The organism is Clostridium sp. C8-1-8 (assembly GCF_009928445.1).
Lineage (GTDB): Bacteria > Bacillota > Clostridia > Clostridiales > Clostridiaceae > Clostridium_AR.
On the sequence record NZ_JAABNO010000003.1, the window covers coordinates 110,396 to 135,171 of the forward strand.

Here is a 24,776-nt window from a genome sequence, read left to right on the forward strand (position 1 = left end):
AAGATTACTTACTTAATTAATTTGTTTACTTCATCATAAATCTTTATTAGTGGAATGTCATTTTCTATTGCTATCTTCTTGCAATCTTCATATTCGGCCTTAGCTTTAACTAATTCGCCTTTATAGTAAGAATTTTTTACAGTTACTTGTCCATATGTTGTATCAACTTTTTTAAAATCCCTTTTTAACATAACTTTTTCAACCTTGAACTTTCTAATTCCGATAGAAGTTGTTTCTTTAAATATTACTGATAGAACTTTTTCTTCGTTGATACTGTTAGTTAAAACGCTTAGTTTTATGGCTGGTCTTCCCTTCTTCATGATAATTGGAGTCTTAAATACATCCAATGCCCCTAAAGAAAAAAGCTTTTCCTCTATATATCCATATATCTCTGGATTCATATCATCTATATTGGTTTCAAGTAAAAACTGCTCCTCTACCTCTTCAGCTTTACCTTGCTCTCCTAAGTAAACTCTTAACACATTAGGTATGTCCAATTCTCTAGTTCCAAGACCGTATCCTATGCTTTTTATTTCAAACTCCATCTTGTCAGTGAAGCTATCAACATTTTCTGCTAAGATAGCTGCTCCTGTTGGAGTGGTAGTTTCAAAGTTAACTATTCCAGTTTTTACAGGTATACCTTTAAGTATTCTTATAGTTGCTGGAGCAGGAACTGGTATAATCCCATGAGCACATTTTACAAATCCCCCACCAAGCTGTACTGTAGATGCCATTATCTTATCTACCTTTAAGTAATCTATTGCTATGGCAGCTCCAACTATATCTATTATAGAATCAATAGCCCCAACTTCATGAAAATGAACTTCCTCTATGGATTTACCATGTACTTCTGCTTCTGCCTCAGCCACTCTCATAAATATTGCTAGGCTCAAGTTCTTAATGCTTTCACTTAAATCACTGGAATTTATTATATTCTCAATATCCTTTAAATTTCTATGTCCATGATCTTCATGGTGATGATGGCAATCATGAGCTTCATGTTGATGGTCATGCTCTGTATGATGATGTTCACTATCTGTATGCTGATGTGCATGATTATTATCATGATTGTGATTATGCTGTTCATATTCCTGGTTAGAATTGTGGCTATGAACATGCTTATACTCAACACCATTAGCATCTACATGAGTATGATACTGCTCTATATGCTCTTCCTCAGTATGTATATGACTATGACTGTCCTGCTTCTTTATGATAACATCTACTTTAGTTCCAGTTATTCCATTCTTAATTCCTTTTTCAATCTTTATTTCATATTCAGAAGAAATATTCAATTTTGATATTTCCTTAAGTAAATATTCCTTATCTACTCCTAAATCAATTAGTGCACCTAGATTCATATCTCCACTGATTCCGCAAAAACAATCATAATATAATATCTTCATCTTATTTCTCTCCATTGAATTTATTATTTAATCTTTAAATAACTGCTCTAGCAAAAAGAAATTGCTAGAGCAACCTTAATAATAATCGTATCTTTATTTAGCTTCTATGCAAAAACCGCTCTTATATCCTTTAGATGTTCACGAATTTTAATTTCTTGAGGGCAGTGAGTTTCACATTTACCGCATTGTACACAGCTTGTAGCTCTTTCTTTTTCAGGAATGTATTTATAGGATTCATCTCCTGGGAACATATTGTAGTTATTGTAAGCACTGAAGCATCTAGGAATATTAACACCTGCTGGACATGGCATACAATAAGCACAAGCCGTACAGTTTACCTTAACCTTACTTTCTATAATATTCTTAACATCAGTAACTAGTTGTAATTCTTTTTCAGTTAGTGAGTTTTCTTCAGCTTCGCTAGCTGTTTTTATGTTCTCAACTACTTGTTCTAAAGTATTCATTCCACTAAGTACTACCTTAACTTCTGGATGATTCCATACCCATCTTAAAGCCCACTCCGCAGGAGTTCTTTTTACTTCTGCAGTATCAAAGGCAGCTTTAGCTTCGTTTGGAAGATTATTAACTAACTTTCCACCTCTTATAGGTTCCATTATAGTAATGCCCAAGCCTCTTTGTGCAGCATACTCTAAGCCTTCAGTACCAGCTTGGAACTCTTCGTCTAAGTAGTTATATTGTATTTGACAGAAAGACCAATCATAAGAGTCTACTATTTCTTTAAATACTTCCAATTTATCATGAAAAGAGAACCCTGCATGCTTTATCCTGCCATCCTTAATAGCTGAATCTAAAAATTCATTTATTCCATTAGCCTTTAGCCTGTCCCAATCACCCTTATTAAGAGCATGTACTAAATAAAAATCTATGTGATCTGTGTCTAAACGCTCTAATTGCTCATTCAAATATTTATCCATATCGCTTCTAGACTTTATTAACCAGCTTGGAAGCTTTGTTGCTAGCTTTACCTTTTCTCTGTATCCATCTTTTAGAACTCTTCCAACAAAAGGTTCACTTGCTCCTCCTCCTTTTGTCATTCCATTACCATGATATGGATAAGCAGTATCTATATAGTTTACACCGTTATCTATGGCATATCTTACTAGTTTTGTAGCTTTTTCTTCATAAATTTGTGATGGATCTCCTCCTGGAATTAAAGGAAGTCTCATACATCCAAAGCCTAAAATCGAAACCTTTTCATTTGTCTTACCAAAATTTCTGTATAACATTGCAACTCCTCCTCTTAAATAACACCATTACTTTTAAATTCTTCATTTTATCCTAATTTAATCTTCGGTTTCCACACATTATAAATATTACACCCTTTAGTGTACTCTAAGTCAATACATCGTTAAAATATTTTTCGTAAAATGAAAAGTTAAATTCGTGAATGCAATGTTAAATTCGTGTTTGAATTAATTGCATTAAGCTAAAGAAAATTTGGCAAGTTACATGTTTTTTACTGTTCACCCTAAATAGCTGTTCTAAGCCACTAAAATTACTATGATTAACTAGAAAAACTTTTTATTTTTTTGTATAACTGGTCTTAACAATAAAAACCTTCAAAACTTACTTTGAAGGTTAGAAAAATCAAAGAAAAAATATATAAGTTCAATGAAATTTTGATTCGTGATAGTACACCGTAAGCTAATTTATATAAAATATATTATACATTTCCTAACATAACTCTGTTTAAATACCTTCTTGCTGTTATTTCAGCATCCCTCATAAATTTTAAGTCTGTTGGTGAATTCAAAAGTTTATATCTAGGAAAATATCTTGAAAGGTGCAATGGAATATCCTTATCTATGGAACTCAAGAACTTTGCAATCTCCTCTACTTCCTCTAAGCTATCGTTTTCTTCACTAACAAGCAAGGTAGTTATCTCAACGTGACAAGCCTTAGAGGCTACTTCTATAGTTTTTAAAACCGGCTGTAAACTTCCTCCGCATAACTCTTTATAGTATCTATTACTATAGCTTTTTAAATCTATGTTCATCGCATCCACATAAGGCAGAAGCATTTTTAAGGGTTCTTCACTGATATAGCCGTTAGTAACTATAACAACAGATGAGTCTTTATTGGTTTCCTTCAAAAGTTTAGCGCAATCATATACATATTCATACCAAATGCTAGGCTCATTGTAGGTAAAGGCAATACCAATATTATCTTTTGTAGTTAGTATGGTATCCACCAATTCCTCTTTAGTTACCAGTTCACTTTTAGCTATTTGTTGAGATATGCTGTAATTCTGGCAAAAGCCACATACAAAATTACAGCCATAGCTTCCCACCGACAATATATAGGAGCCAGGCTTAAAAAAATACAGCGGTTTCTTTTCAATAGGATCTAAGGAAGCAGAAGTTATTTCTCCATAGTTTAAGCTATAAAGCTTTCCATCTTCATTGGTTCTTACATTACATTTTCCAATATGTCCATTTTCAATTACACAATTATGTGGACATAGATAACAATGTACTTTATCCTTCAGCTGCTCATAAAACATAGCTTCTCTTTTCATCTTTTACCCACTTCCTAGCTTTCTTTATGTCTTATTACCTGAAATCTTTGAATAGTGTACTCTTCATCAGGATCTATATTACCCTTTTCTAAAGCAATAGAAAGTTGTTCTTCCACAGTATCTACGCCCTCCAAATCTGGCAGCAAAAGACCTGTCTTTCCTATATGCCTCACAATAACACCATATTCCTTTGGATTTAAGTCTTCTTTAGAAGCAACTTCTGGCTCTGTTAATACATCTACTGAAAAATCAATATCCATAAGTTCTTCTTCTTCCACTTCATAAAATCTAGGGTCATTTAGTCCTGCTTCTATAGCATTTCTAATTATCTCCTTTGCAACACTATCTGTTGCTGGAAATATGGTTCCTATACATCCTCTTAAATCTCCATGCTTTTTGAGAGAAACAAATACACCTCTCTGCATATTGTTCATTTCATTTGGTACATAGTTAGGTATTTCTTTAAGCTTTCTTCTTGTGGTCAAATAAGTGGTAAGACTTTCTCTGGCTAGTCTTACGTAAGGATCACTTTGAATACTCTTTTTTTCGTACTGCGTTTTTCGTATATTTTCAAGCTCTGGAAGCTTTGGAACATCTTCTGATAACACATTAAATTTCATAACCCCGTAACCTACACCAAAAGTACCTTCGTAACTTAATAAATCACCATTAAATTTTTTTCCTTCTAAGGCTCCCAATAATGTTACTGTAGATCTTCTGCCGCATTCTCCCGCTTCACAAACAGTTTCCTTATCTATGGTTAGAACCTTCTTAACATCACCTTTTGCCAAATTGTCAAGGAACTCTTTATCAAATTTTTCACCATAAGGATTGTATCCATACGGCCCCTCTTCCTTTAATCTATGAGACAAATCTCCACTAGCTATAAGCACAGCATTTACATTTAACTCCTCCACTGCCCTTCTTATAGCTATACCAAATCTATATAAGTCAATATCACTCAAAGCTGCATAAGTAATATGAACAAATTTATAGTTGTTATAGTGCTTATTTATAAAATAGAGGGGGACCATAGCTCCATGATCTAAGCTTACTGATTGATCATATTTATTAAGCAAAGAATTTGTAGCCATTACGACAGGTATTCCCTCATTATAAGCTAGCTCATAAATTTTCTTTGTGATATTTTTGTCTATTTTAAGCTTCATGGAAACATTAGGGACTCTAAAATTCTTTAGGTCACCATATATCTCATCCTCATAGCTAATTGCTATGGCATCTTGAAACATAACCCCATGGGGAGTCACCAGTATTATAGTATCTGGAGCATTTTTAGCAATATCTTCTCCTATAAAATGAAAACTTTCTCCAGTTGCACTTATCTTTTGCTCTTCACCTTTTCCTACTTCTGGTAAGGCTATTGGTGGATGAGGCAGCAAATAAAAACCTTTTAAACTCATAGCAATCACCTCTATCATAAATATAAAGATGTACCCCTTCTAAAAACAATTAATTTCTATAGTTACAGGTATAAAAAATATTGTTTATGAATTAGTACATCTCTATATAGTCTTACCAACAAATATTATATTACTCTTCCCAAAATAGGTCGTTTAGAGTTTTATTCAACGCCTTACATATTGATACGCACAAATTAAGAGTTGGATTATATTTACCAGACTCAATTAAACCAATAGTCTGTCTCGTAACTCCTACAGCTTCAGCCAACTGCTCCTGTGACAAATCGCATTCTATTCTGGCTATTTTCATCTTTTTATTCTTCATATATTAATCACCTATTTTACACTTCATTTTCATCGTTATATGAAGCACCACTAATTTGCTCCTCTGCATATTCTTCCGATATATATATATCATGCTTAGCTTTAAAGTAACACACACCTGAATATATAAAGAAAACTATAGCAATACCAATTAACGTATGTTTATCTAATATAGTTCCTTTATATATTTCCATTATTATGTTATACCCTACAAAACATAGTCCTCCTATTAAAGCATTTATCTTTAGATTTCTAAGACTTTTTTCTTCTCGCTTTTTACCTCCAAAGGTAAATAATCCATTTTTAATAGCAGCCTTAGCATAAATATAAGATGGTAAGATATAAATAGCTAAGTAATAGAAGCTCCAGAAATTTACCATGTCAAGAAAAAAAACAGATACAAACACTGCCGCTAAATACACATGAGTACAAATATAGAAACAATGTGCTCTATATTTACTTTGCAACTGTTTTAAGTACTCATCATTAGTCTTAAAAAATGGAATCCCTGATATCAATGATCTTAACATCAAATATCCTATTGAACTTAACAAAGCTAACATGTCAAATGCATAATACTTTATTGTTTTCTCTAAAAATACTAGCTTCAATATCAATAGTATCCCTATCATAACTAGTGTAAGAAGATACATAAGCGCTAAGATTTCATTTTCTTTTTTCTTTATTCTTTCATCTTTAAAAAGACACTTCATCACTATCAATCTCCATTATCTTACTTTTAATACATAATATAAATATAATATATACTATATATAATGTCAAATATATATTGCATTTAGTTTTTTATAATGGCTATGTTTTAGAATAGTGTTGATAATATATAAATTTTTAAGGGGAGTCATTTCACTCCCCTTAATTATAATAATATTTCTGTATTACTACATGGCTATCTTATATTGGACTAATTCTATTATTATTTATATTTTTTATATATTTTTTTAAATGCATTTTGCTCATTTTCAATTTTCATTTTATTTTTAATAATTCTTGCACATTCTTCTGTTGAATTTTCATATGTATTTACCTCTAAATCATAAATAGCATTAAAATCCATATTGCTTAATTGGGCTTTCGCCTGTCCAATGTTCCTATCTCCACGTTCTAATTCTCTTCTTTCAAGTTCATACAAAGGACAATTTACCTTTACAAATGTAACTGGCATATCGTGTAATAATTCTACACATTCTCTTAACCAATTTTCATGATGATTTTCAATAACTGTATCAACTATCACATTTTGCCCACTTTTACATAAAAACACAATAAAATTATGCATTATAGAGGCAACTGAATTTTCAGTATTTACAAAGTCATTATCAAAAAATTTTTCATGTAACATATCACAAAATGTATCAATTTGAACATGATAGAATTTCTCTTCTGAAATTTCCTGTATTTTTATTGCTAATGAACTTTTTCCAGAACTTGATGTGCCATTTAAAAATATAATTTTCCCTTTCCCCATTTTACCCCTCTACTTTCTTATATTAACATATGTTAATTGTAATATTAATGTCAATACAATGTACACAACAAAATGAATATTGGCTCTCTTTCTCTAAAGTTTTTTATCTTTGTATAAGCGTGGGCTACATTACATTGAACCATAACGTTCTTGATTTTTACTACTTCCTTATCATTTTCAAATAATTGTAGCCATTTAAACCAGTACATATAATTACTGATATATTTGGTTGCAACTCCATTAAACCTATTCATCCACTTTTTCAATTTGCTGTGTACAGCATTAATGTGTTGAATATGGTAAATTCCTTCTTTATGTTTACCTCTTTTGCGAGATTTTCTTATCATCTTAGATGGCTTTGTACCTTTATACTTTACTTATATCATATAATAGATGAATTAAATCATTATATGAATTACCATTTAATATCATAATGGTGATTTAACAAAGCCTAAATAAAAAAAGTGCAATAAAGTGAAAACCTTATTGCACCTTCATAATCTATCTAAAAGAAGTCTTCAGAGCTTCCTTTAAAACTTTAGGTTTTTTGTTGTAAGGAGTTACAGGACATATTTTCTTATCCTTAACATTAAATAATGTATATACTGCTATTCTTGCTGCACGAACTGAATATTCTTCAGTGAATACCATATCTTCTGGTATTTCAACAAATTGACTTATCATTGCAAAGTTTGTGGAGCCCTTAGGTACCACCTCAGGGCGGTCTGTTTTCTTACGTGGCTGGAACTGTGCATCTATATATGGCATCATACATGGTATTACATTTACCACATCTTCCATTAACTCTTCAAGGTTATCCTCCATATGAAGATGATGTAAGAGTTCTATCAATAGTTCTTCTCCTGTACACTCTCTCATTGGCTTCTTTACATAATCGCCAACTCTATCTGTATACAATCCATAGCCCCAGAATATTGTAGTATCCAAAGGCTGATTTCTAAAGTGTGGTTGCGCTGCAACAACTATACTCATAAGCCAATTTGAATCCTTAAACGTCATAAGTGCTCCACTACCAGGTACATTAGAAGAAAATCTTTCAATCATCTTAAGAAGCTTATTTCCCTTACAAGTTACAGTAAAACTCTCCCAATTAGTCTCTTCTGGATGATCAAAGAATGACTCAGGATTGCCAAGCCCCCACTTCTTTTTAGCAATCTTACTCCAAAGCTCTCCTGACATAGGCTTTTCAGTTTTATATTCTGGCGCTTTGTGCATATCGCCTAAGGTAGCATTATCAGTCATACATCCATTTATCATGATGCAAACATCTTCATCCTTAAGCTCAATTACCTTTTCACCTTCAACATCTTTAACGTGTATTGCTGTAACTGTAATTTCTTCACCAGGTCTAAAATCTAGATCAGTCACCGTTGCATTTATACTAAAGTCTACTCCATATTTATCTAAATAATTCTTAATTGGTAATATAACTGAATCATATTGATTGTATGGTGTTCTAGTAACCCCTTCAAGAGTCTCAATACGAGAAAATTCAAATATCATCCTATCCATATATCTTTTAAATTCGAATAGACTTGACCATTTCTGAAAAGCAAAAGTAGTTTGCCACATATACCAGAAATTAGTTTCAAAAAAATGTGGAGTATGTTTAAACCATTGCTCTATGGTCATATCATCAAGCTTTTCTTCTGGAGTAGTCAAAAGTTTACCAAGCGCCATTCGATCTGCATTATTAAAGCCCATACTCTTAACATCTTGTATCTTACCATTTCTATCCACTAATCTTGCCTTAGCGTGAGTAGGATGTGAATGATCAAAGTTTAGTATTTCTTCAGTGACACTCATTCCCGGCATATCTATTGAAGGTATAGTTGAAAAAAGTTCCCAAAAGTTCTCATAGGTTTCTTCATTTAGCATTCTTCCGCCTCTACATATAAAACCAGTTTCGGCATCTCCTGCACCATCGTTGCTTCCTCCAAGTACTTTAAGACCTTCAATTATATGAATGTTTTCTCCTTTAAAGTTACAATCTCTTATAAGATAAGCTGCACCGGCTAAGGATGCTAGTCCTCCTCCAATAAAATAAACTTGCCTCTCTTCATCATTTATCTTAGGCAAAGTATTAATTTCTTCCTTTTTACCTCTATCCTTTAACTTCTTAGCACCTATTGCCGCTACAGTTGCTGCCCCAGCAATAGCACCCAGTGCAATCCAAAGATTAGTTTTGTCCTTTTTAGAATTCTTTCCCATACCTTTCCCTCCACGTAACAAATAAAATATTAAGTAAGTTTAAATCCTTTATTTATTTTAATTATAATGCAGTAAGAAAACATTGTAATTATACAGATTATGTCTTTTGTATAGAATGCTCTACATGTATTCATTTTATAAGCTAATCCTTTATAAAGGTATATACATTTTTCATAAAAATATATTATAATATTGATATATTAATATTATTTATAACAACGCTTAATTGACAACTTATGTACATGTTTTATTCCTGAGGTAAATTATCTAGTTAAATAAGAGGTGATTATCAATGAAAGAAAATACAAGCTTAAAAGTACAACCACTATACAATATTGAAAATTTAAAAGTACATGGCAGAACAACAAATTCTCTTTCTCCACTAGTGCTGTTTTGGACAGGTAGTGGTATTGAATTAAATGCCAAAGGTTCTGAGCTTTGGATAGAAGTTGAGGTCGATTACGACATATACGAGCCATGGATCAGTATACTTATAAATTCTGTTCCTGTAAGCAGACAGATGCTAACTGCAGGGAGGTATTGGGTTTGTATATTTAGAGGTATGAATGAAAATGTTATCAAAAACCTTCGTGTAATAAGAGATGTTCAGGCTATGAATGGTGACTCTAGCTGTTCTTTACAAATACATGCATTAAAGTTTGACGGTGAACTTTATCCTGTTGAAGATAAACCTTACAAGCTTGAGTTTATTGGAGATAGCATTACCTCAGGTGAAGGTGCCATAGGCGCTAAAGCTGAAGAGGATTGGATTTCTATGTGGTTTAGTGCAATTAGAAATTATACTTCAATAACAGCAGAAGCCTTGAATGCTGAATATAGAGTTATTTCTCAAAGTGGATGGGGAGTTCTTTCAAGTTGGGATAATAACCCTCATGCTAATATTCCTGAATACTATGAAAAAGTTTGTGGTGTCCTTACTGGAGAAAAAAATCTAGCTTTAGGTGCCTTTAAAGAGAACGATTTTGATTCCTGGCAGCCAGACATCGTAGTGGTTAACTTAGGTACAAATGATGGCGGTGCCTTTAACTCTCCTGAATGGAAGGATATTGTTACAGGAGAAACTTTTAAGCAGAGACTAAATGAAGATGGCTCTTACAATGAAGAAGATCTTAAAGCTTTCGAGAATGCTGTTGAAAGCTTTCTTATAAAGATCAGAAAATATAATAAAACCGCTCATATAGTCTGGGCATATGGAATGCTAGGTTTATCTATGATGCATTCTATAAATAGAGCTGTAGATACTTGTATTAAGAAAACAGGTGATAAAAAAGTTTCTGTTTTCCAGCTTCCAAATACAACAAATGAAACCGTAGGTGCAAGAAGCCATCCTGGTGAATTATCTCATAAAAAGGCAGCTGAAGAATTGGCTGAGTATATACGTCAATTCTTAACTAGCAAGTAAGAAATTTCATTAATATCAATATCATAAATATAGACATACTACTTCAAAACTTGAACTTAAACTAATTCTCCAAGAAGCCTTAGTTTAAAAGATCTTACTAAGAAGTAGTATGTCTATAATTTTATTCCTAATCTTAAGATTTCCTTAAAATCATTAAAATTACATCTTGTGTATTTACTTCCTGTGACTGGTGTACTATCATAATAATACACTAACATAACAATTTCTATTGATTCCTTAGGAGGTGTGATATATTTTGAACTTTAAAGAGAGATCACCTATATACATTCAAATTATTGAAATAATAAAAGCTGATATAGTATCTGGAAAAATTAAGAGTGGTGAAAAACTTCCTTCCGTTAGAGAGTTCTCTGAGAGTTTTCAAGTGAATCCTAATACAGTCCAAAGAGTCTTTCAAGAGCTTGAAAAAGAGAATATAGCCTACTCTCAGCGTGGTATAGGTACCTTCATTGTGGACGGTGCTGATCTGGTTAATAAACTTAAAAACGCCCAGGCTCAGAAATATACCAAAAGGTTTATTAATGAAATGTCATCTCTTGGCATGAATAAAGATGAAATAAACAAATATCTATTAAAAATCTTGGAGGCAAATAATAATGAATATTCTTGAAGCTAATTCTGTAAGTAAAAATTATCTTTCAAAAAGAGCACTGATAGATGTAAATTTGACATTAGAGAAAGGAAAAATATTGGGTCTTCTTGGGCCAAATGGAAGTGGTAAAACAACATTTCTAAAATTGCTTGCAGGATTAATACACCCTTCTAAAGGGAGTATACAAATCTGTGGTACTGAAGTTGGCTATCTTACAAAAGAGATGGTTTCTTACTTACCAGACAGTGATTTCTTATATCCTTGGATGAAAATCTCTAAAGTAAAAAATATATATGCTACATTTTTTAAAGACTTCAACATGGAAAAATTCGATGAACTTCTTACTTTTATGAAGCTTGATCCTAATTCTACTGTGAAATCACTTTCAAAAGGTATGAAAGAAAAGCTGGCTTTAGCTTTAACATTATCTAGGGAAGCTAAGCTTATAGTATTAGATGAACCTCTAAATGGTGTGGATCCTGTTGCTAGAGAAGAAATACTAACAGCCATTATGAAAGGCTTTAATTATGAGAGCTCAATGATAATAACAAGCCACTTAATTAATGAAGTAGAGAGCCTTTTGGATGAGGTATGCTTCTTAAAGCAAGGAAAAGTAATACTAAAAGCTGGGGCTGACCAGCTTAGAGAAGAAAGAAATATGAATCTTGACGAAATCTATAGGGAGGTATTTTCATGTTAATGAATTTAATAAAATATGACTATATGAAAAAATGGAGACATACAAGATTTTTTCTTATAGCGTATATAGTCATAGAAATCTTACTATTGTTATATATAAATACACTTCCCTTGGGTAAGATTGCTAGTAGTGCTTTCTCAGTATCAAATAGCGGAGATACTTCTTTTTCCATAAATCCAGGTAACATTAATTATGGCTATGTTATGGCGTCAGGTTTATTCTTTTTAGTTGCCGGAATTTTCACGCTTTATTCTATTGTTGAGGGCATAATTGTATACAACTGGGATCTATCAGGTAAGCAATCTCCCCTTGAGTTAATGTTACCTTATCCTGGCTGGCAAAAGGTACTTTCCAAGTTAATATCAACAGGTTTTAATATATTAGTCTTCGGTATATTATCTACTATATTTACTTTACTTTTCGTACATCAACTCGGAGATAAGACAGCAATATTCGATCCTTCAGTTAACCTACTTAAGCTTTTATACGAAAAAAGTCCTTCTCCTTTAGGATCTAGCTTTATTTCATTATTGCTAACCCTAATAAACTCTAGTTTGACTTTCCTATTTATTTGCTTTTGCATAACTGTTTCAAGAGCTATAAATAATAAGAATAAAGCTTCTGTGCTAATATCAGTACTTATTTTCATAGTCGGCCTTATAGTAAAACACTATTTAAACTTATTTACAGCGATGTTCCCTATTTATCAATTTGATATATTAGGGAAAATAAATACTCTTTCATACCTATTGCTAAATATAGTATCATTAATAGTTGTTTTCTTCTCATCCTCATGGCTTATCGACAACAAAATAGAAAGCTAATATAAGAAATCGCTAAAGCATACTTTAGCGATTTCTTTGTTTACCTGTATTTCTTTAATATTTAAGTAGACAAATTTCATTTAACTATGTAAAAATATAGTTATGCTTAAAATACACTTGTGTGTTTTAAGATGAATTTATATTGTTAATTACAATTTAATTAAGTAAAATATGTACATAAGTAAAGGTGAAAATAATATGGAAAAGAAAAATACTATAAAAATTGTTAAACCCAAGCTATCAAACAACTTAAACACTTTTGATCTTACAGAGAATAATATACTAGACTACGACACGATAACCGAAGCTCATATAAGTGATTGCTACTTAAGCGGATGTGAAGCAGACAGAATATCCTTTAATGAAGTAGTGTTTGAAAATGGAACTATAAATGGCGCTTCTCTTCAAAAAGCTGATTTGATTGATGTTAGATTTGAAAACTGTGATCTATGCAATATTGATTTTTCTGAAGCTTCTCTTCTTAGAGTAGAATTTATTAACTGCAAAATCGTTGGTATTAACTTTAGTGAAGCTGTTCTAAAAGATGTATTGTTCAATAATTGTAATGGTCAATATGCCTTATTTAGATTTTCAGATTTAAAACAAGTATTATTTCTTGAAAGTCAGCTACGCTTCTCTGACTATCAAGAAAGCAAATTCACAAAAGTGGAATTTAAAAACACCGACCTCACTCAAGCACAATTTTTTAATACCAGGTTAAAGGACATGGATTTTAGGAGCTGTGAAATAGATGGCATTTCAGCAAGAGTTGAAGATGTTGAGGGAATGATCGTTTCCACTGCACAAACTATAACACTTGTGAGTTTGATGGGAATAGTAGTTAGGTAAGTAACATAAATCAAGGCATTATCTTAGCAGTACATCATGAAGACAGTTTAGATATATGAGCCAAGGTAATGCCTCTTAATTCTTAATTTAACTCTATTACTATAGACCTATCACTAAACCTGTACTTCTACATTTTCTACCAGTGTCTTTAAAGTCATAACTCTATCTTCTCCCAAAATTGAGGTTGCTGCATTAAATAAGTACTTATCGTTTGTAGCTAGCACAAGATTTTTATCTGAATAACAGGTATATAAAAGTGATAAATCGTTATGGGATAGTTTATTTTTTTCATCAACATAGGTATTTCCATTCTTAGAATGCTTTATATTAAGCTTAGAATAAAACTCTTTAATTTCTTTTCTATCTGTATCTATGATTAAGAATAGCAATTTACAAAACCTCTCTGATAATACTTCTTGACCTTTATATATACGTCTTTCCTTTACAACAAGCTCTTCACTTACTTCCCTTGATATCTTTATTTTATTATCTTCAATAAGCTTATCAATGACAAAAGGATACTGATTCCAAAGTCCTATAACCACATTTGTATCTAGTAAATATTCAACCATAGTAATTACTCCTTAATATTGATATGTATTTAAACATTGACTATATTTAAGCACTGTGTGTAAATTAAGTAGCCAATCATCCCATCTTTAAAACATATCCTAAAGATAAAAACAGTCCTTATACTCAACCTTTATATAACTTATTATTTATATAATTATAATATTGATACTATTTTTATAAAATTCCTATATTTCTAAATAGAGAAACATCAATTCCTACAATAAAAAAATCACTGAAGCAATCTTCAGTGACTCTTTTGCCCATATGCTTTTCCCAATGTATGTGAAGAAAAGCTAGTAGACTAATATGTTTTTATTTTTACTAATTTTAGTTTTACAGTTCTTAACTATTAGTACTTATAATCATTCCATTGAACCGGAGTGCTTGTACCTTTTTTCCAATCCTCTTTTATAAATCCATAACCTATAGAATCATACTTTCTTCCATCACTACAAACCCATCCTTTTCTATGATGAGCCTCTTTAACGAAGCCACATTTATGAAATACACTTCTCATAGGATAGTTATCTTGTCTAGTATAGCCTTCAATACTTGTCTTATCCGGAAAATTATCAAATATATAATCTACCATCCAATTAACAGCAATTGTTCCAATACCTTTACCTTTATATTTACTGGAAAGCCTTATATCAAAGACTGGTATATCATCTTCCAGGTCATAAATTCTTATAAAGCCAGCTTTAATTGATGAATCTATAATAATCCAAAAAGTCTTACAGTAATCGCTACTATACCCCCCATTCTTATATGCTTCCCTAATATTCTCCGATTTTGGATTCGGCGTGCCGAAAAACTCCCAAGTGTTTGATGTTAAAAAACTTACTAGATCATCTACCTCATCTTTAAATTCTTGAAAAAATACTTTCATACCTACCAACACTTCCCTTTGCTTATTTTATTTTCATTCTTTTCCTTTTAGCTATATCAAATAAAAATGCTAAAATGCCTAAGATAAATGCCAATGCAAATACTCCAGAGATAAACATACTTGTATTCCCATAATGGAGTGCAAGATATGCTGTAATTAATATTTCTACTGTAGCAGCCTTCTTTTGACTTTATATTGTTTAACCCTCCCTATATTTTAAATGCTTATCTTAGAAACTAAATAATTTGTAAAAATAATACCATATATTCAATATAATTTCATCATTCTCAATTTATCCATAATAACTAAGCTGCAAATAATGTCAATATATAGTTACAACATATAGTATAAAATCAGAATTATTGATGCTATACTTTTTATATAAAGATCTAAGTTCTATAATCTAAAAAAGTACTAGAAAGGATTTTAACTATTACCAGCACCTTAATTGATTCATATATTTTACTTTCAACTTGTATATCGACCTAGGGGTTCCGTTGTGAAAACTTAATTTATGCCTGTTGAAAAATTCTGCACCTACTAACTTTAGGCATCCATAACTTAACAATTGAAGTTGGATACCTAAATAATTAAAATTTCACTTAAATGACATGGTTAATTAGGCAATGTAAATATTATAAAAAGGGGCGAGATAATTGAAAAAAAATAATTGGGGAATTTATTTTTTCTATGGAATCGTATTGGTAGGCTACGCAGTATTGAGTAATAAAGTATTAGTATTGGCAAATAAACAGAGAGAAGAAACCTTTCAAATCCTTCCATCAATGTTGTGGGTTACTTTAGTATTTATTGGACTTGGTGTGTTATTGGGACTGGAGAAAATTATATCTGAGAGTAAAAAGAACGGCATCTGGAAAATTAATCTACCAAAGCTTATATTCCTAGGTGTACCATCATTGTATTTCTCTTTAGGTTTATTCCTTTACTACTCTTCAAGCTCATTTATCAGAGAAACCATAGCTTACCCATTAAATTATTTCTTAGATAATAATATTAATGTCTTATCACTATTTCAAGTGATTTTAGGTTATGTTATTATCTCAAGCTTTATCAAGAGTAATGATAATTAAATAATAGTATAAAGTTAAAAGTAAAACACCTTCTTCTATATAAAAAAGGTGTTTTGCTTTCTTACTAACCTAGATAAGGATATATAGATTTACTATTTTCTATATCTAAACTAATTTTCTTTAATACCAACTATCAGATATATCGATTGAATATAGCTCATCTGTATCTGAGTAGAACATTACCTCTACCTTTCTTTTTCTTTCTAACTGAACAGCCATAATTATCATTGGTCTTAACCCTACATAACAACTGCCTTCCAAATATATATTTTTAAAGCTATTAATATTAGAATTAAGTATCTTTTTTTCAAGTATTACGTCTTTAGTTAGCTTAACATAATGCTTTAATTGTTCTTCATCTAGGGTTTCAGTTCTTTTAGATTGTATGGCTCCATATTCAGCCTTGCTTAAACCGTTATAATCCACTCTTACAAACTTATTGCACTGTCCTGTCAGTGCATTTAATATGCACCAGTAAGCTTTTTTATCTTTATCACTCTCTGTATAAAAACTCCATTCATATCCTGAACTAGCTCTCATAAGAGATAACTTCTTTTCAGATATATCCAAGTTTACACCAAATATCTTATAGATTTCTTTAGCAAATATTTTTTTTGCATCCTCTTTTTTTATATTTATCTTAGACTTGACTTCTTGATAAAGTTCTTCTTGCACATTAATATCTATAGGCTCACCTAAAGGACATCTTTCTAAATATTCCTTTGTAGGCGCATCTATTTCTAAATTGTTATCACTTTTTTGTTGGTTATTATTCTGTTTAGTATTTAATTCTAACTTTTTTAGGTTCTTATCACCATAGTTTACCGTAAAACCGCTGGTCGTAGGTTTTTCATCATTCACTTTAGTTTCTAGACTAAATACCTTACCATCTTCACTTTTACTGGCAATGGATATCCCCCTGTCCAGTAGTACCGTGCAAGAAACAACCATAACAGCTGTACCTGCTACTAGTCTTAGTACATTCTTTTTCACCTTATACATTCATAACACCCTCACTTTATATTTTATGAATATATGAGATTTATATTGAAAATCTTTCTTTTCTCTCATATATTCATAATAATTATATAAAAACACTATTATAGACTTATTTTAAAGCTATTACGGAGTTGTAAAAGTTACACTTACTGTTGTTCCCTTACTTAATTCAGAGTGTACTTGTAGCTGGCCATAATGCATGTCCATGATTTGCTTACATAAGGCAAGTCCTAAGCCTGCTCCACCTTCTCCTCTCGCTCTCGCTTTATCAACTCTATAAAAAGCTTCTGTTAAGTGTGTTATATGAGTCTTATCTATTCCTTTTCCATGATCAATTACCTTTATTAAAGCTTTTCCGTTTAAATTTTCTCCAACTAACTCTATGGTCTGCTTATTCTCCGAAGCTTTTATAGCATTATCTAATAAGTTTATTAAAAGACTTTCAATTAGATCCTTATCACCTAAAATATTCTTAATCTGATTTTTTATCGTTATAGATATAGACTTCTTCTTGGCCGCTAAAGCTATGTTTTTTAAAACCGCTTCAAATAATTCATCCATATTAACTTCTTTTATATCAATATCAATATTTTTTTTTATGGTCATATCCAGCAATCTGTTAGCCATATTTTGTAAACGTCTACTTTCTTGCATTATGAAAGCTGTTGCTTCATACTTGTCAACTTCTGATATTGCTGCCTTTTGTATATACTCAGCATATCCATATATAGATGTTAGAGGGGTTCTTAACTCATGAGAAAGATTATCTATAAACTGCTGTTTCATTTCCATATCATTACTTAACTGCTCCATAGTATTACTTATTTTAGCTGACATTTCATTAAACTCTTTTGCAAGTAATGTGAATTCATCGCTACCCTGAATTTCTACTTTGCTACTATAGTCTCCATCCTTTATTCTAACTACGAAGTCGGTAAGCTTCTTTAAAGGCTTGGAACTGCTATTTAGCATAATAGCTAGGACTATAGCTAATAAAGTTGAAATTGAAAAACTAAAATAAATAAAGTTTGTTTTTAGTTTGCTCCATGTCCCCATCATCCTATCTATTCTATAACAATACACTAGACTGAAATTCTTCGAAGACTTATCAAAAGCACTGGATACTAATATGTATTTATCTCTGTTCTCAGATAACAGAGCAACTTTTTCATTACTTTTTACATTTAGTATACTGTCAGGTAAAGTTTTCATATTGTATTGTAGGTTAGAAAATATAATTTTATTATCTTGTAAAAATAGAAAAGAAGTATTTTCTCCACTATAATGACTACTATAGTAATTTATTAAATTCTCTATTGTTAAACTGGAGAGTTTGCCATTACTATCTAGTGTATCTATGTCATTTATCAAGGATTGATTTATAAATGAATACTCGCTTAAAGCTTTTTCTTTTTCGCTTCCAACCATAGCTTCATAGGTAGTATATAGTATATAGCAGATACTACTATTAAAAACTAACAAAAATAGAAGCAGTACACTGAAATAAGTTTTAGTCCAAAACTTCATAGTATCATGCCTCCAACCTATAGCCTAATTTATATACAGTTTTAATCTCGTTCTCTAATCTTAATTTTTTTCTAAGCTTTTGAATATGAACATCTACAGTTCTCGTATCACCTTCATAATCAAAGCCCCAGCCTATCTCTAATAATTTTTCTCTAGACATTGCAATGTTTCGATTCATTATTAAAACTTCAAGTAAGGCATATTCCTGAGGAGTCATCTCCACCTCTTTATTGCTTAAACTCACCTTGCGGCATTTAAAATCCACTTTTATTTCACCTAAAGTAAAATCATCATTTTTATTAGTTCTTCTCAAGATTATATTAACTCTCGCAATTAGTTCTAGTATTTCAAAGGGTTTCACTAGATAATCTTCTGCTCCTGAAGTTAAGCCTTTCAGCTTGTCTTCTAACGAATCCTTCGCTGTAACAAAAATCACTGGAATATCCTTTTTTTCCTTAATAATATCGAATCCTGAATACTTGGGAAGCATAATATCTAATATAATTAAATCAAGCCCTCCTCTAGAAATTCTTCTTAGAGCCTCTTCTCCATCAAATACAGCTTCACAATTGTGACCTATCAACTTCAGGTTTCTCTTTATCAATTCGTTTATGCTTACATCATCCTCAACAATTAAAATATTAGCCATAGCATCACCTCATTTTATTAACATAAAGTTACCATATAGTTGTTATGAAGTTGTAAAAATAAAGCAAATTTCTTTATTAATTTTTCTATAAATCTAACTTAATCATCCTAAATTCAAAAGCTATTTAAAACTCTCTAAACTATTTATCTAAGACTATATGTCTAGAATATGACTATATACTAGCTTTAAAACTACAGCATATGCTGAAAATACTTCCATCTATATTTGCTGTAATATTTCCATCCATTTTTTCTACTAAGCCTCTAGCTATAGCTAAGCCTAAGCCAGTACCTTTTCCTGAACGACTTTTATCTGCCATATAAAATCTATCAAATATATTAGCTATATCCTTTTCACCTAGATTGGTAAAGGTATTGCTTATTGTTATTAATATTTTTTCTTGTTTTTGCTGTAAGGATATATCTATACTATCCTTTGCATACTTAATTGCATTTGTAAGAACATTTTCTATAACTCTATCTATAGACTTTTTCTCAGCAATTATATAATAGTTTTTATCAGGTATATTAATATTAGGAGAAATCTCTCTTTCCATAAAGTCTGAATATCTATCTAACACTATCTGTTGAAGAATTTTACTTATATTTAACCTCTCCATATTCAATTGGTAATCTAGAGACTCAATAAGTGATAATTCATAAAAGTCATTTAATAAAGTTTCCAAAGATTTTGCTCTATGCTCTGCTATATCTAGGAAATCCTTTTTCTCATCTTCATCAATACCATCTACCTTCAAAAGTTGTAAGTAACCGATTATTGCAGTTAAGGGCGTTCTTAAATCATGAGACATGTTAGCTATAGTTTGTCTCAAATCATTTTCCACCTTTATTCTATTAGCTTCACTTTGCTTTCTTATATCAATGTTTTCATTTATTACCTCTGCTAATCGCTCAAGTCTGTTATTAGATAGACCTAAAGTCACCTTTTTATTACCTTTTTCCTTATTAATTTCTAAAAGCTGCTTTATCAAACTTTTTATTTGCTTTTCAACATAAAACATACGATAACTGATAATAATCACTACTATGAAAAGAATAAAAATCAAATATAACATTTAACTCCTGCCCTTCAATTAATTTTCACTAAATATCTGACTTTTCAAAGAAATAATTAGTTATGGAGAAAAATATAGCTATAGTGATTATTCCTATAGCAAATACATGTAGATATTGACTAATAGTAACATTATCTTGAGATATTACTCCAAACTGAGATAGTATAAAATTATCATAGATATTTCTAAAACTTGGAATATGTATGACAACTATGTTCATGGCTCTAAAAATAAAATCAACTCCAATTAAAACTCCTATATTAATATTAGGACTTTTGCTTAAAAATATTACCAATAAACTTATGCTGCAAATGGCTATCTGTGTTATAATACTTGCCAATATTATTGCTAAAAGATTTATAAATTCCCAAAATGTAAAGTTAGAACAATAACCATTCTTCATAGTATTTATCAATGCAAAAATAACTGGACAAGTAAAATTTATGATTATGGAGCCAAAGAAGTAAACTATGGACTTTGCAATTAAAATATCTCTCCTCCTATGACCATAACAAATTAGGTTTTTTATATAACCAGAAATAAACTCGTTACCTATAAAATCTGCTGATAATATTCCAACAAAAATATTACCTCCTAAAGAAGATTGAATATAAAACATATAGGCTAAAGTTTCTTTTCCGCTATGCTGACTCAACTTATCATAAAAAATCCCAACAACCAAACTTTGAGCTACTGATAAAAGTATAAGTATGTAAAATGCCTTAGATTTCTTTAGCTTATAGAATTCTATTTCTAATAAATTAAACATCTTCTTCTCTCCCGATTACCTTTGCAAAATAACTTTCCAAATCCTCTGACTTAGGCATAATCTGTTCCACTATAATTCCGTTTTTAACTAAGGCTTCATTTACTCTTCCAGTGTCATCCACGTAATCGTAAAGATTTATAATATTATCTGGTAAAATATCATAATTTGATGTATTTAGAGCTTTGCTAAGCACCACTGATGCCTTAGCAGAATTATCAACCTTAATATGAACTAATCTTTTACATTTCTCATTTAACTCCTCTATGGTCAATTGCTCTACTAATCTTCCTTTATATAAAATCCCATAATAATTTGCTAGCTGATACAGCTCTCCAAGTATATGGCTAGAAATTAGTATTGTAGTTCCATATTCTCTATTCAGTTTCTTAAATAGTTCTCTAATTTCTATTACTTTCATTGGGTCTAAGCCGTTAATAGGCTCATCTAGTATTAAAAACTCTGGATCTCCAAGCAGTGCCATAGCTATTGCTACCCTTTGCTTGCCACCTATTGATAGTGTTTTTACCTTTTTGTGTTTCAATTCAATTAAGTCTAGAGTAGTGAGTATTCTATTTATTGAACCTTCCCCTGGTATACCTTTCTGGATTCTATTAATATGCATATTTTCATATACAGATTTATTTTCATAAAGTGCTGGCTTTTCTATAATAGCTCCTATTCTTCTTCTTTCTTTCTCAATCTCAGACTTCTCACTTTTTCCAAAAAGCTCAAGTTCTCCGCTATCTTTAATGGATATACCTGTTATAAGCTTTAACAATGTAGTTTTCCCTGCTCCATTAAGTCCTATAAGCCCATAGATTTGTCCTCTTTTTATAGTCATACTTACATCATTAAGCACTTTAATATCTTTATAACTTTTTCTTACATGATTTAACCTTAGTATGATCTCATTCATAATATATTCCTTTTATATAGCTTTTTTATTAATTATAACACAACTTATGACAAAAAATAACAATGACCACATAATCATTACTAAGCCCTGATGTAAACTGTAGTTTCCTCTAATAAAGCCAGTACTAGCTATATAGAAAGGCAGTTCCAGTACTATTTTTCTAATAATCTCATTATTAGTGGATTCCAAAGCATTAGAGAAAAGAGCAAGTATCAAATCAAAATATAATACATAACCAATTACTCCAGTAACGATAAAATTAGAGGTCATAGCTGATATCATAAGAGTAAAGGAGCTTATACCAAAGGAATAAATTATGAAGGTCAATAAGTGTGGTATTATAAGCTTAACCTCAAAGCTACCTGTTATTATTTCAAGAACTTCATAAAAAATGAAGCTTACCAATGAAGTAAAAATTAAGCTTAAAAGCTTGGAAAGTAATACTTCATTTCTGGTAAACACGCCTGTGAAAATCACCTTATCTGTGTGATTTGAAAATTCTTGATTTAAAGAATAGCTGCTTAGCACTAAAATAAGATATGGGATAAGCATAAGGAAATTTCGTGGTATATCCCGTGAGTCTCCAGTCTTTGCTAAATTAACCGTAATAAAATACATTAAGAATGCAAATACTGTAAAGCCAATCATTGAAAAAAATAGATCTCTCATAAACTTCTTTTTCTTTATCTCAAGTATGCTATAATTTAAAACTCTTTCCATAATCTCTTTTATTCTCCTCTACTTAATCTCTCTCTTACTAACAACAATTATAGAAACTAATACGAATCCAATAGCCCATAGTAAATTAATATATATTGACTTAATGTTAAAGTCACCTTGATTTAATAAAACTAAATTATAAAAAGGTGTAATCATATATCCCCATAACTTTTCTTTTAAGGCTGGCTGTCTCTCAATAAGCATTGTCACACCTGCTGTATAGAAGTTGATCATTGCTATAAATACTATATAAAATAGCACAGACTTACTGTCACTAAAACTAAATGCTGCTATCAAAAGCATAAGGCTTCCCATTGTAACAGTAGTAATCACATAAGTTATTAATAACTGCCAGTGAGCATATGCTATAAATCCATTTATCCCAATTCTTGAATATAAAAACAAGGATGCTAATACATTATTTATTTCAGCTACTACATAAAACACTATTCCAAGCATAAATAGAGATATTGCTTTAGAAAACATGATTTCTACTCTGTTAAATATTCCTGTAAAAACTGTCTTCGTAGTATTAAACCTAATATCATCTCTTAAAAGTGAAACAGTCATATATAAAATTATTAAAAAAAACACTCTTCCAAATTCGAAGCTATAGCCAGAAAGATCATATTTAGGAGGATGAACTACAAGAACCCAAAGCATAGAATAGGCAAAGGCTGCAAATAATCCTATAATGAATTCCTTTGACTTGCAAATATTTTTAGTATTTAATAAAGATATCTTAAGCATCCTTTCCATATTACTCACCTCTCATTGTATCTAAATATCTTTGTTCTAGGCTTTCTCTCACTTCATTTACGCTTCTAAGTGGTATATCAGCTTTACTTATTTTTAGAACTAAGTCTTCGATACTAGCTTTGTCCAATTCAACTTGAAGCTCACTATCTGATATTGCTAAATAGCTCATATTTATTTCTTTAAAGAAATTTTCCAACTTATCTATTTTGCTAGTTGTAAAAGCTACCTTGGCTCTCATGCTGTCTTCATTATTCATGCTTTCAAGCCTAATTATCCTTCCATTTTGAATAAAAGCAACCTTGTCACACATAAGCTCTATTTCTGAAAGTATATGACTAGATATAAGAACTGCGGTATTTTTTTCCTTTGCAATTTGCTTTATAAACCTTCTAAACTCAGGAACTATTGCTGGATCTAAGCCGTTAGTAGGCTCATCCAATATCAGCACTGGTGGGTAGGACAACACTGCTTGTGCAACTCCAAGTCTCTGTTTCATACCTAAAGAGTATTGCTTTACTTTTTTATGAATATAACTGTCAATACCTATATTTCTAACTATCTCATCTATGTCCTTCTTATCCCTCATACCAGATATTTCAGCAAAGAATAGTAGGTTTTCATAACCTGTCAAGTTAGGATAAAAGCCAGGAGTTTCAATAACACATCCTACCTTCTTACTATTGCTTGCCTTAGAATTTTTTATATTTTCATCTTTTATGAACACTTCTCCATCATATTTTCTTATAAGCCCAGTAATGATTTTCATAAGTGTAGTTTTTCCAGCTCCATTAGGTCCTACAAGCCCTAATATCTCACCTGGCTCTAAAGATAGATTTACATTCTCCAAAACCTTTTGCTTTCCATAACATTTACTTACTTTTTCCACTTTTAAAATTTCATTCATTATTGATTCCTCCAAGTTTTTATTAATGATGTACCACTTCTATCGAAAATCTATTTTTAAAACTCCTATGTTTTCTGAGAGGAGAATT

General features: G+C 31.0%; 25 protein-coding genes and 1 pseudogene. 6 read left to right on the forward strand and 20 right to left on the reverse strand.

Annotated elements, in window-relative coordinates; genetic code table 11:
• Window positions 1-8: 8 nt before the first annotated feature.
• The 9 genes and pseudogenes from larC to GXK57_RS04305 all read right to left on the reverse strand — a co-directional run bounded on the left by larC (window position 9) and on the right by GXK57_RS04305 (window position 9,408).
• Window positions 9-1,406 carry a nickel pincer cofactor biosynthesis protein LarC gene (gene larC, locus GXK57_RS04265; RefSeq protein WP_160671959.1) on the reverse strand — a complete coding sequence of 466 codons (1,398 nt, stop codon included), beginning with the start codon at window positions 1,404-1,406 and terminating at the stop codon, window positions 9-11.
• 104 nt (window positions 1,407-1,510) lie between these two features.
• The gene (locus tag GXK57_RS04270; protein WP_160671962.1) at window positions 1,511-2,653 is read right to left on the reverse strand and encodes an aldo/keto reductase; all 1,143 of its coding nucleotides are present in this window, start codon (window positions 2,651-2,653) and stop codon (window positions 1,511-1,513) included.
• A gap of 437 nt (window positions 2,654-3,090) precedes the next feature.
• Window positions 3,091-3,945 carry an AmmeMemoRadiSam system radical SAM enzyme gene (amrS, locus tag GXK57_RS04275; RefSeq protein ID WP_160671965.1) on the reverse strand — a complete coding sequence of 285 codons (855 nt, stop codon included), beginning with the start codon at window positions 3,943-3,945 and terminating at the stop codon, window positions 3,091-3,093.
• 14 nt (window positions 3,946-3,959) lie between these two features.
• Window positions 3,960-5,366 carry an AmmeMemoRadiSam system protein A gene (gene amrA, locus GXK57_RS04280; RefSeq protein ID WP_160672680.1) on the reverse strand — a complete coding sequence of 469 codons (1,407 nt, stop codon included), beginning with the start codon at window positions 5,364-5,366 and terminating at the stop codon, window positions 3,960-3,962.
• A gap of 130 nt (window positions 5,367-5,496) precedes the next feature.
• Complete coding sequence (locus GXK57_RS04285) at window positions 5,497-5,691, reverse strand: helix-turn-helix transcriptional regulator (protein ID WP_160671968.1); 195 nt, start codon at window positions 5,689-5,691, stop codon at window positions 5,497-5,499.
• A gap of 16 nt (window positions 5,692-5,707) precedes the next feature.
• A complete protein-coding gene (locus GXK57_RS04290; RefSeq protein WP_160671971.1) occupies window positions 5,708-6,403 on the reverse strand; it encodes a DUF6773 family protein in 696 nt (231 codons plus the stop codon).
• 221 nt (window positions 6,404-6,624) lie between these two features.
• On the reverse strand, window positions 6,625-7,176 hold the full coding sequence (locus GXK57_RS04295; RefSeq protein ID WP_160671974.1) for an AAA family ATPase: 552 nt from the start codon (window positions 7,174-7,176) through the stop codon (window positions 6,625-6,627).
• Window positions 7,177-7,226: 50 nt separating this feature from the next.
• Window positions 7,227-7,505: pseudogene (locus GXK57_RS04300) on the reverse strand (IS1595 family transposase); the annotation flags it as partial.
• Window positions 7,506-7,677: 172 nt separating this feature from the next.
• Window positions 7,678-9,408 carry an oleate hydratase gene (locus GXK57_RS04305; protein WP_160671977.1) on the reverse strand — a complete coding sequence of 577 codons (1,731 nt, stop codon included), beginning with the start codon at window positions 9,406-9,408 and terminating at the stop codon, window positions 7,678-7,680.
• Between the two features lie 292 nt (window positions 9,409-9,700).
• Between GXK57_RS04305 and GXK57_RS04310 the strand changes: the two genes are divergently transcribed.
• From GXK57_RS04310 to GXK57_RS04330, 5 genes are all read left to right on the forward strand, one after another.
• Complete coding sequence (locus GXK57_RS04310; protein WP_160671980.1) at window positions 9,701-10,831, forward strand: SGNH/GDSL hydrolase family protein; 1,131 nt, start codon at window positions 9,701-9,703, stop codon at window positions 10,829-10,831.
• Between the two features lie 256 nt (window positions 10,832-11,087).
• Window positions 11,088-11,462: a GntR family transcriptional regulator gene (locus GXK57_RS04315; RefSeq protein WP_347709078.1), complete on the forward strand. Its 375-nt coding sequence runs from the start codon at window positions 11,088-11,090 to the stop codon at window positions 11,460-11,462.
• Entirely contained in the window at window positions 11,446-12,144 is a 699-nt protein-coding gene (locus GXK57_RS04320; protein WP_160672686.1) for an ABC transporter ATP-binding protein, read from the forward strand. The genes GXK57_RS04315 and GXK57_RS04320 overlap by 17 nt, the downstream gene beginning before the upstream one ends.
• Window positions 12,138-12,968 (forward strand): hypothetical protein, encoded by an 831-nt coding sequence (locus GXK57_RS04325; protein ID WP_160671983.1) that lies wholly within the window; start codon window positions 12,138-12,140, stop codon window positions 12,966-12,968. Before GXK57_RS04320 ends, GXK57_RS04325 begins: the two co-directional genes overlap by 7 nt.
• A gap of 198 nt (window positions 12,969-13,166) precedes the next feature.
• Window positions 13,167-13,817 carry a pentapeptide repeat-containing protein gene (locus GXK57_RS04330; RefSeq protein ID WP_160671986.1) on the forward strand — a complete coding sequence of 217 codons (651 nt, stop codon included), beginning with the start codon at window positions 13,167-13,169 and terminating at the stop codon, window positions 13,815-13,817.
• A gap of 113 nt (window positions 13,818-13,930) precedes the next feature.
• Here GXK57_RS04330 and GXK57_RS04335 read toward each other — a convergent pair whose 3' ends face one another.
• The gene (locus tag GXK57_RS04335; protein ID WP_160671989.1) at window positions 13,931-14,389 is read right to left on the reverse strand and encodes a hypothetical protein; all 459 of its coding nucleotides are present in this window, start codon (window positions 14,387-14,389) and stop codon (window positions 13,931-13,933) included.
• 350 nt (window positions 14,390-14,739) lie between these two features.
• Window positions 14,740-15,279, reverse strand: coding sequence for a GNAT family N-acetyltransferase (locus tag GXK57_RS04340; RefSeq protein WP_160671992.1), 540 nt, complete (start codon window positions 15,277-15,279; stop codon window positions 14,740-14,742).
• 656 nt (window positions 15,280-15,935) lie between these two features.
• Here GXK57_RS04340 and GXK57_RS04345 point away from each other — a divergent pair.
• The gene (locus GXK57_RS04345; protein WP_160671995.1) at window positions 15,936-16,370 is read left to right on the forward strand and encodes a hypothetical protein; all 435 of its coding nucleotides are present in this window, start codon (window positions 15,936-15,938) and stop codon (window positions 16,368-16,370) included.
• 120 nt (window positions 16,371-16,490) lie between these two features.
• Here the strand turns inward: GXK57_RS04345 and GXK57_RS04350 are convergent, their stop codons facing one another.
• The 9 genes from GXK57_RS04350 to GXK57_RS04390 form a co-directional block, all read right to left on the reverse strand.
• Window positions 16,491-17,372, reverse strand: a complete 882-nt coding sequence (locus GXK57_RS04350; protein WP_160671998.1) for a hypothetical protein — start codon at window positions 17,370-17,372, stop codon at window positions 16,491-16,493.
• Window positions 17,373-17,492: 120 nt separating this feature from the next.
• Window positions 17,493-18,896, reverse strand: a complete 1,404-nt coding sequence (locus GXK57_RS04355; protein ID WP_160672001.1) for a HAMP domain-containing sensor histidine kinase — start codon at window positions 18,894-18,896, stop codon at window positions 17,493-17,495.
• Window positions 18,897-18,900: 4 nt separating this feature from the next.
• Entirely contained in the window at window positions 18,901-19,545 is a 645-nt protein-coding gene (locus tag GXK57_RS04360; protein ID WP_160672004.1) for a response regulator transcription factor, read from the reverse strand.
• Window positions 19,546-19,717: 172 nt separating this feature from the next.
• Window positions 19,718-20,620, reverse strand: a complete 903-nt coding sequence (locus tag GXK57_RS04365) for a HAMP domain-containing sensor histidine kinase (protein ID WP_160672007.1) — start codon at window positions 20,618-20,620, stop codon at window positions 19,718-19,720.
• Window positions 20,621-20,648: 28 nt separating this feature from the next.
• Complete coding sequence (locus GXK57_RS04370; protein WP_160672010.1) at window positions 20,649-21,389, reverse strand: ABC transporter permease; 741 nt, start codon at window positions 21,387-21,389, stop codon at window positions 20,649-20,651.
• Complete coding sequence (locus GXK57_RS04375) at window positions 21,382-22,305, reverse strand: ABC transporter ATP-binding protein (RefSeq protein WP_160672013.1); 924 nt, start codon at window positions 22,303-22,305, stop codon at window positions 21,382-21,384. Before GXK57_RS04375 ends, GXK57_RS04370 begins: the two co-directional genes overlap by 8 nt.
• 12 nt (window positions 22,306-22,317) lie before the next feature.
• Entirely contained in the window at window positions 22,318-23,025 is a 708-nt protein-coding gene (locus tag GXK57_RS04380; RefSeq protein WP_160672016.1) for an ABC transporter permease, read from the reverse strand.
• An 18-nt stretch (window positions 23,026-23,043) separates the two neighbouring features.
• Window positions 23,044-23,784 (reverse strand): hypothetical protein, encoded by a 741-nt coding sequence (locus tag GXK57_RS04385; protein ID WP_160672019.1) that lies wholly within the window; start codon window positions 23,782-23,784, stop codon window positions 23,044-23,046.
• A 1-nt stretch (window position 23,785) separates the two neighbouring features.
• Entirely contained in the window at window positions 23,786-24,688 is a 903-nt protein-coding gene (locus GXK57_RS04390; RefSeq protein WP_160672022.1) for an ABC transporter ATP-binding protein, read from the reverse strand.
• Window positions 24,689-24,776: the final 88 nt, after the last annotated feature.

Excerpts from the sequence above, each read along its gene's own strand:
- GXK57_RS04385 (WP_160672019.1), bottom strand. The coding sequence starts at position 23,784 with ATGGAAAGGATGCTTAAGATATCTTTATTAAATACTAAAAATATTTGC.
- GXK57_RS04365 (WP_160672007.1), bottom strand. The coding sequence starts at position 20,620 with ATGTTATATTTGATTTTTATTCTTTTCATAGTAGTGATTATTATCAGT.
- amrA (WP_160672680.1), bottom strand. The coding sequence starts at position 5,366 with ATGAGTTTAAAAGGTTTTTATTTGCTGCCTCATCCACCAATAGCCTTA.
- GXK57_RS04330 (WP_160671986.1), top strand. The coding sequence starts at position 13,167 with ATGGAAAAGAAAAATACTATAAAAATTGTTAAACCCAAGCTATCAAAC.
- larC (WP_160671959.1), bottom strand. The coding sequence starts at position 1,406 with ATGAAGATATTATATTATGATTGTTTTTGCGGAATCAGTGGAGATATG.
- GXK57_RS04370 (WP_160672010.1), bottom strand. The coding sequence starts at position 21,389 with ATGTTTAATTTATTAGAAATAGAATTCTATAAGCTAAAGAAATCTAAG.
- GXK57_RS04305 (WP_160671977.1), bottom strand. The coding sequence starts at position 9,408 with ATGGGAAAGAATTCTAAAAAGGACAAAACTAATCTTTGGATTGCACTG.
- GXK57_RS04350 (WP_160671998.1), bottom strand. The coding sequence starts at position 17,372 with ATGTATAAGGTGAAAAAGAATGTACTAAGACTAGTAGCAGGTACAGCT.
- GXK57_RS04290 (WP_160671971.1), bottom strand. The coding sequence starts at position 6,403 with ATGAAGTGTCTTTTTAAAGATGAAAGAATAAAGAAAAAAGAAAATGAA.
- GXK57_RS04270 (WP_160671962.1), bottom strand. The coding sequence starts at position 2,653 with ATGTTATACAGAAATTTTGGTAAGACAAATGAAAAGGTTTCGATTTTA.
- GXK57_RS04375 (WP_160672013.1), bottom strand. The coding sequence starts at position 22,305 with ATGAATGAGATCATACTAAGGTTAAATCATGTAAGAAAAAGTTATAAA.
- GXK57_RS04355 (WP_160672001.1), bottom strand. The coding sequence starts at position 18,896 with ATGAAGTTTTGGACTAAAACTTATTTCAGTGTACTGCTTCTATTTTTG.
- amrS (WP_160671965.1), bottom strand. The coding sequence starts at position 3,945 with ATGAAAAGAGAAGCTATGTTTTATGAGCAGCTGAAGGATAAAGTACAT.
- GXK57_RS04295 (WP_160671974.1), bottom strand. The coding sequence starts at position 7,176 with ATGGGGAAAGGGAAAATTATATTTTTAAATGGCACATCAAGTTCTGGA.
- GXK57_RS04380 (WP_160672016.1), bottom strand. The coding sequence starts at position 23,025 with ATGGAAAGAGTTTTAAATTATAGCATACTTGAGATAAAGAAAAAGAAG.
- GXK57_RS04325 (WP_160671983.1), top strand. The coding sequence starts at position 12,138 with ATGTTAATGAATTTAATAAAATATGACTATATGAAAAAATGGAGACAT.
- GXK57_RS04335 (WP_160671989.1), bottom strand. The coding sequence starts at position 14,389 with ATGGTTGAATATTTACTAGATACAAATGTGGTTATAGGACTTTGGAAT.
- GXK57_RS04340 (WP_160671992.1), bottom strand. The coding sequence starts at position 15,279 with ATGAAAGTATTTTTTCAAGAATTTAAAGATGAGGTAGATGATCTAGTA.
- GXK57_RS04360 (WP_160672004.1), bottom strand. The coding sequence starts at position 19,545 with ATGGCTAATATTTTAATTGTTGAGGATGATGTAAGCATAAACGAATTG.
- GXK57_RS04390 (WP_160672022.1), bottom strand. The coding sequence starts at position 24,688 with ATGAATGAAATTTTAAAAGTGGAAAAAGTAAGTAAATGTTATGGAAAG.
- GXK57_RS04285 (WP_160671968.1), bottom strand. The coding sequence starts at position 5,691 with ATGAAGAATAAAAAGATGAAAATAGCCAGAATAGAATGCGATTTGTCA.
- GXK57_RS04310 (WP_160671980.1), top strand. The coding sequence starts at position 9,701 with ATGAAAGAAAATACAAGCTTAAAAGTACAACCACTATACAATATTGAA.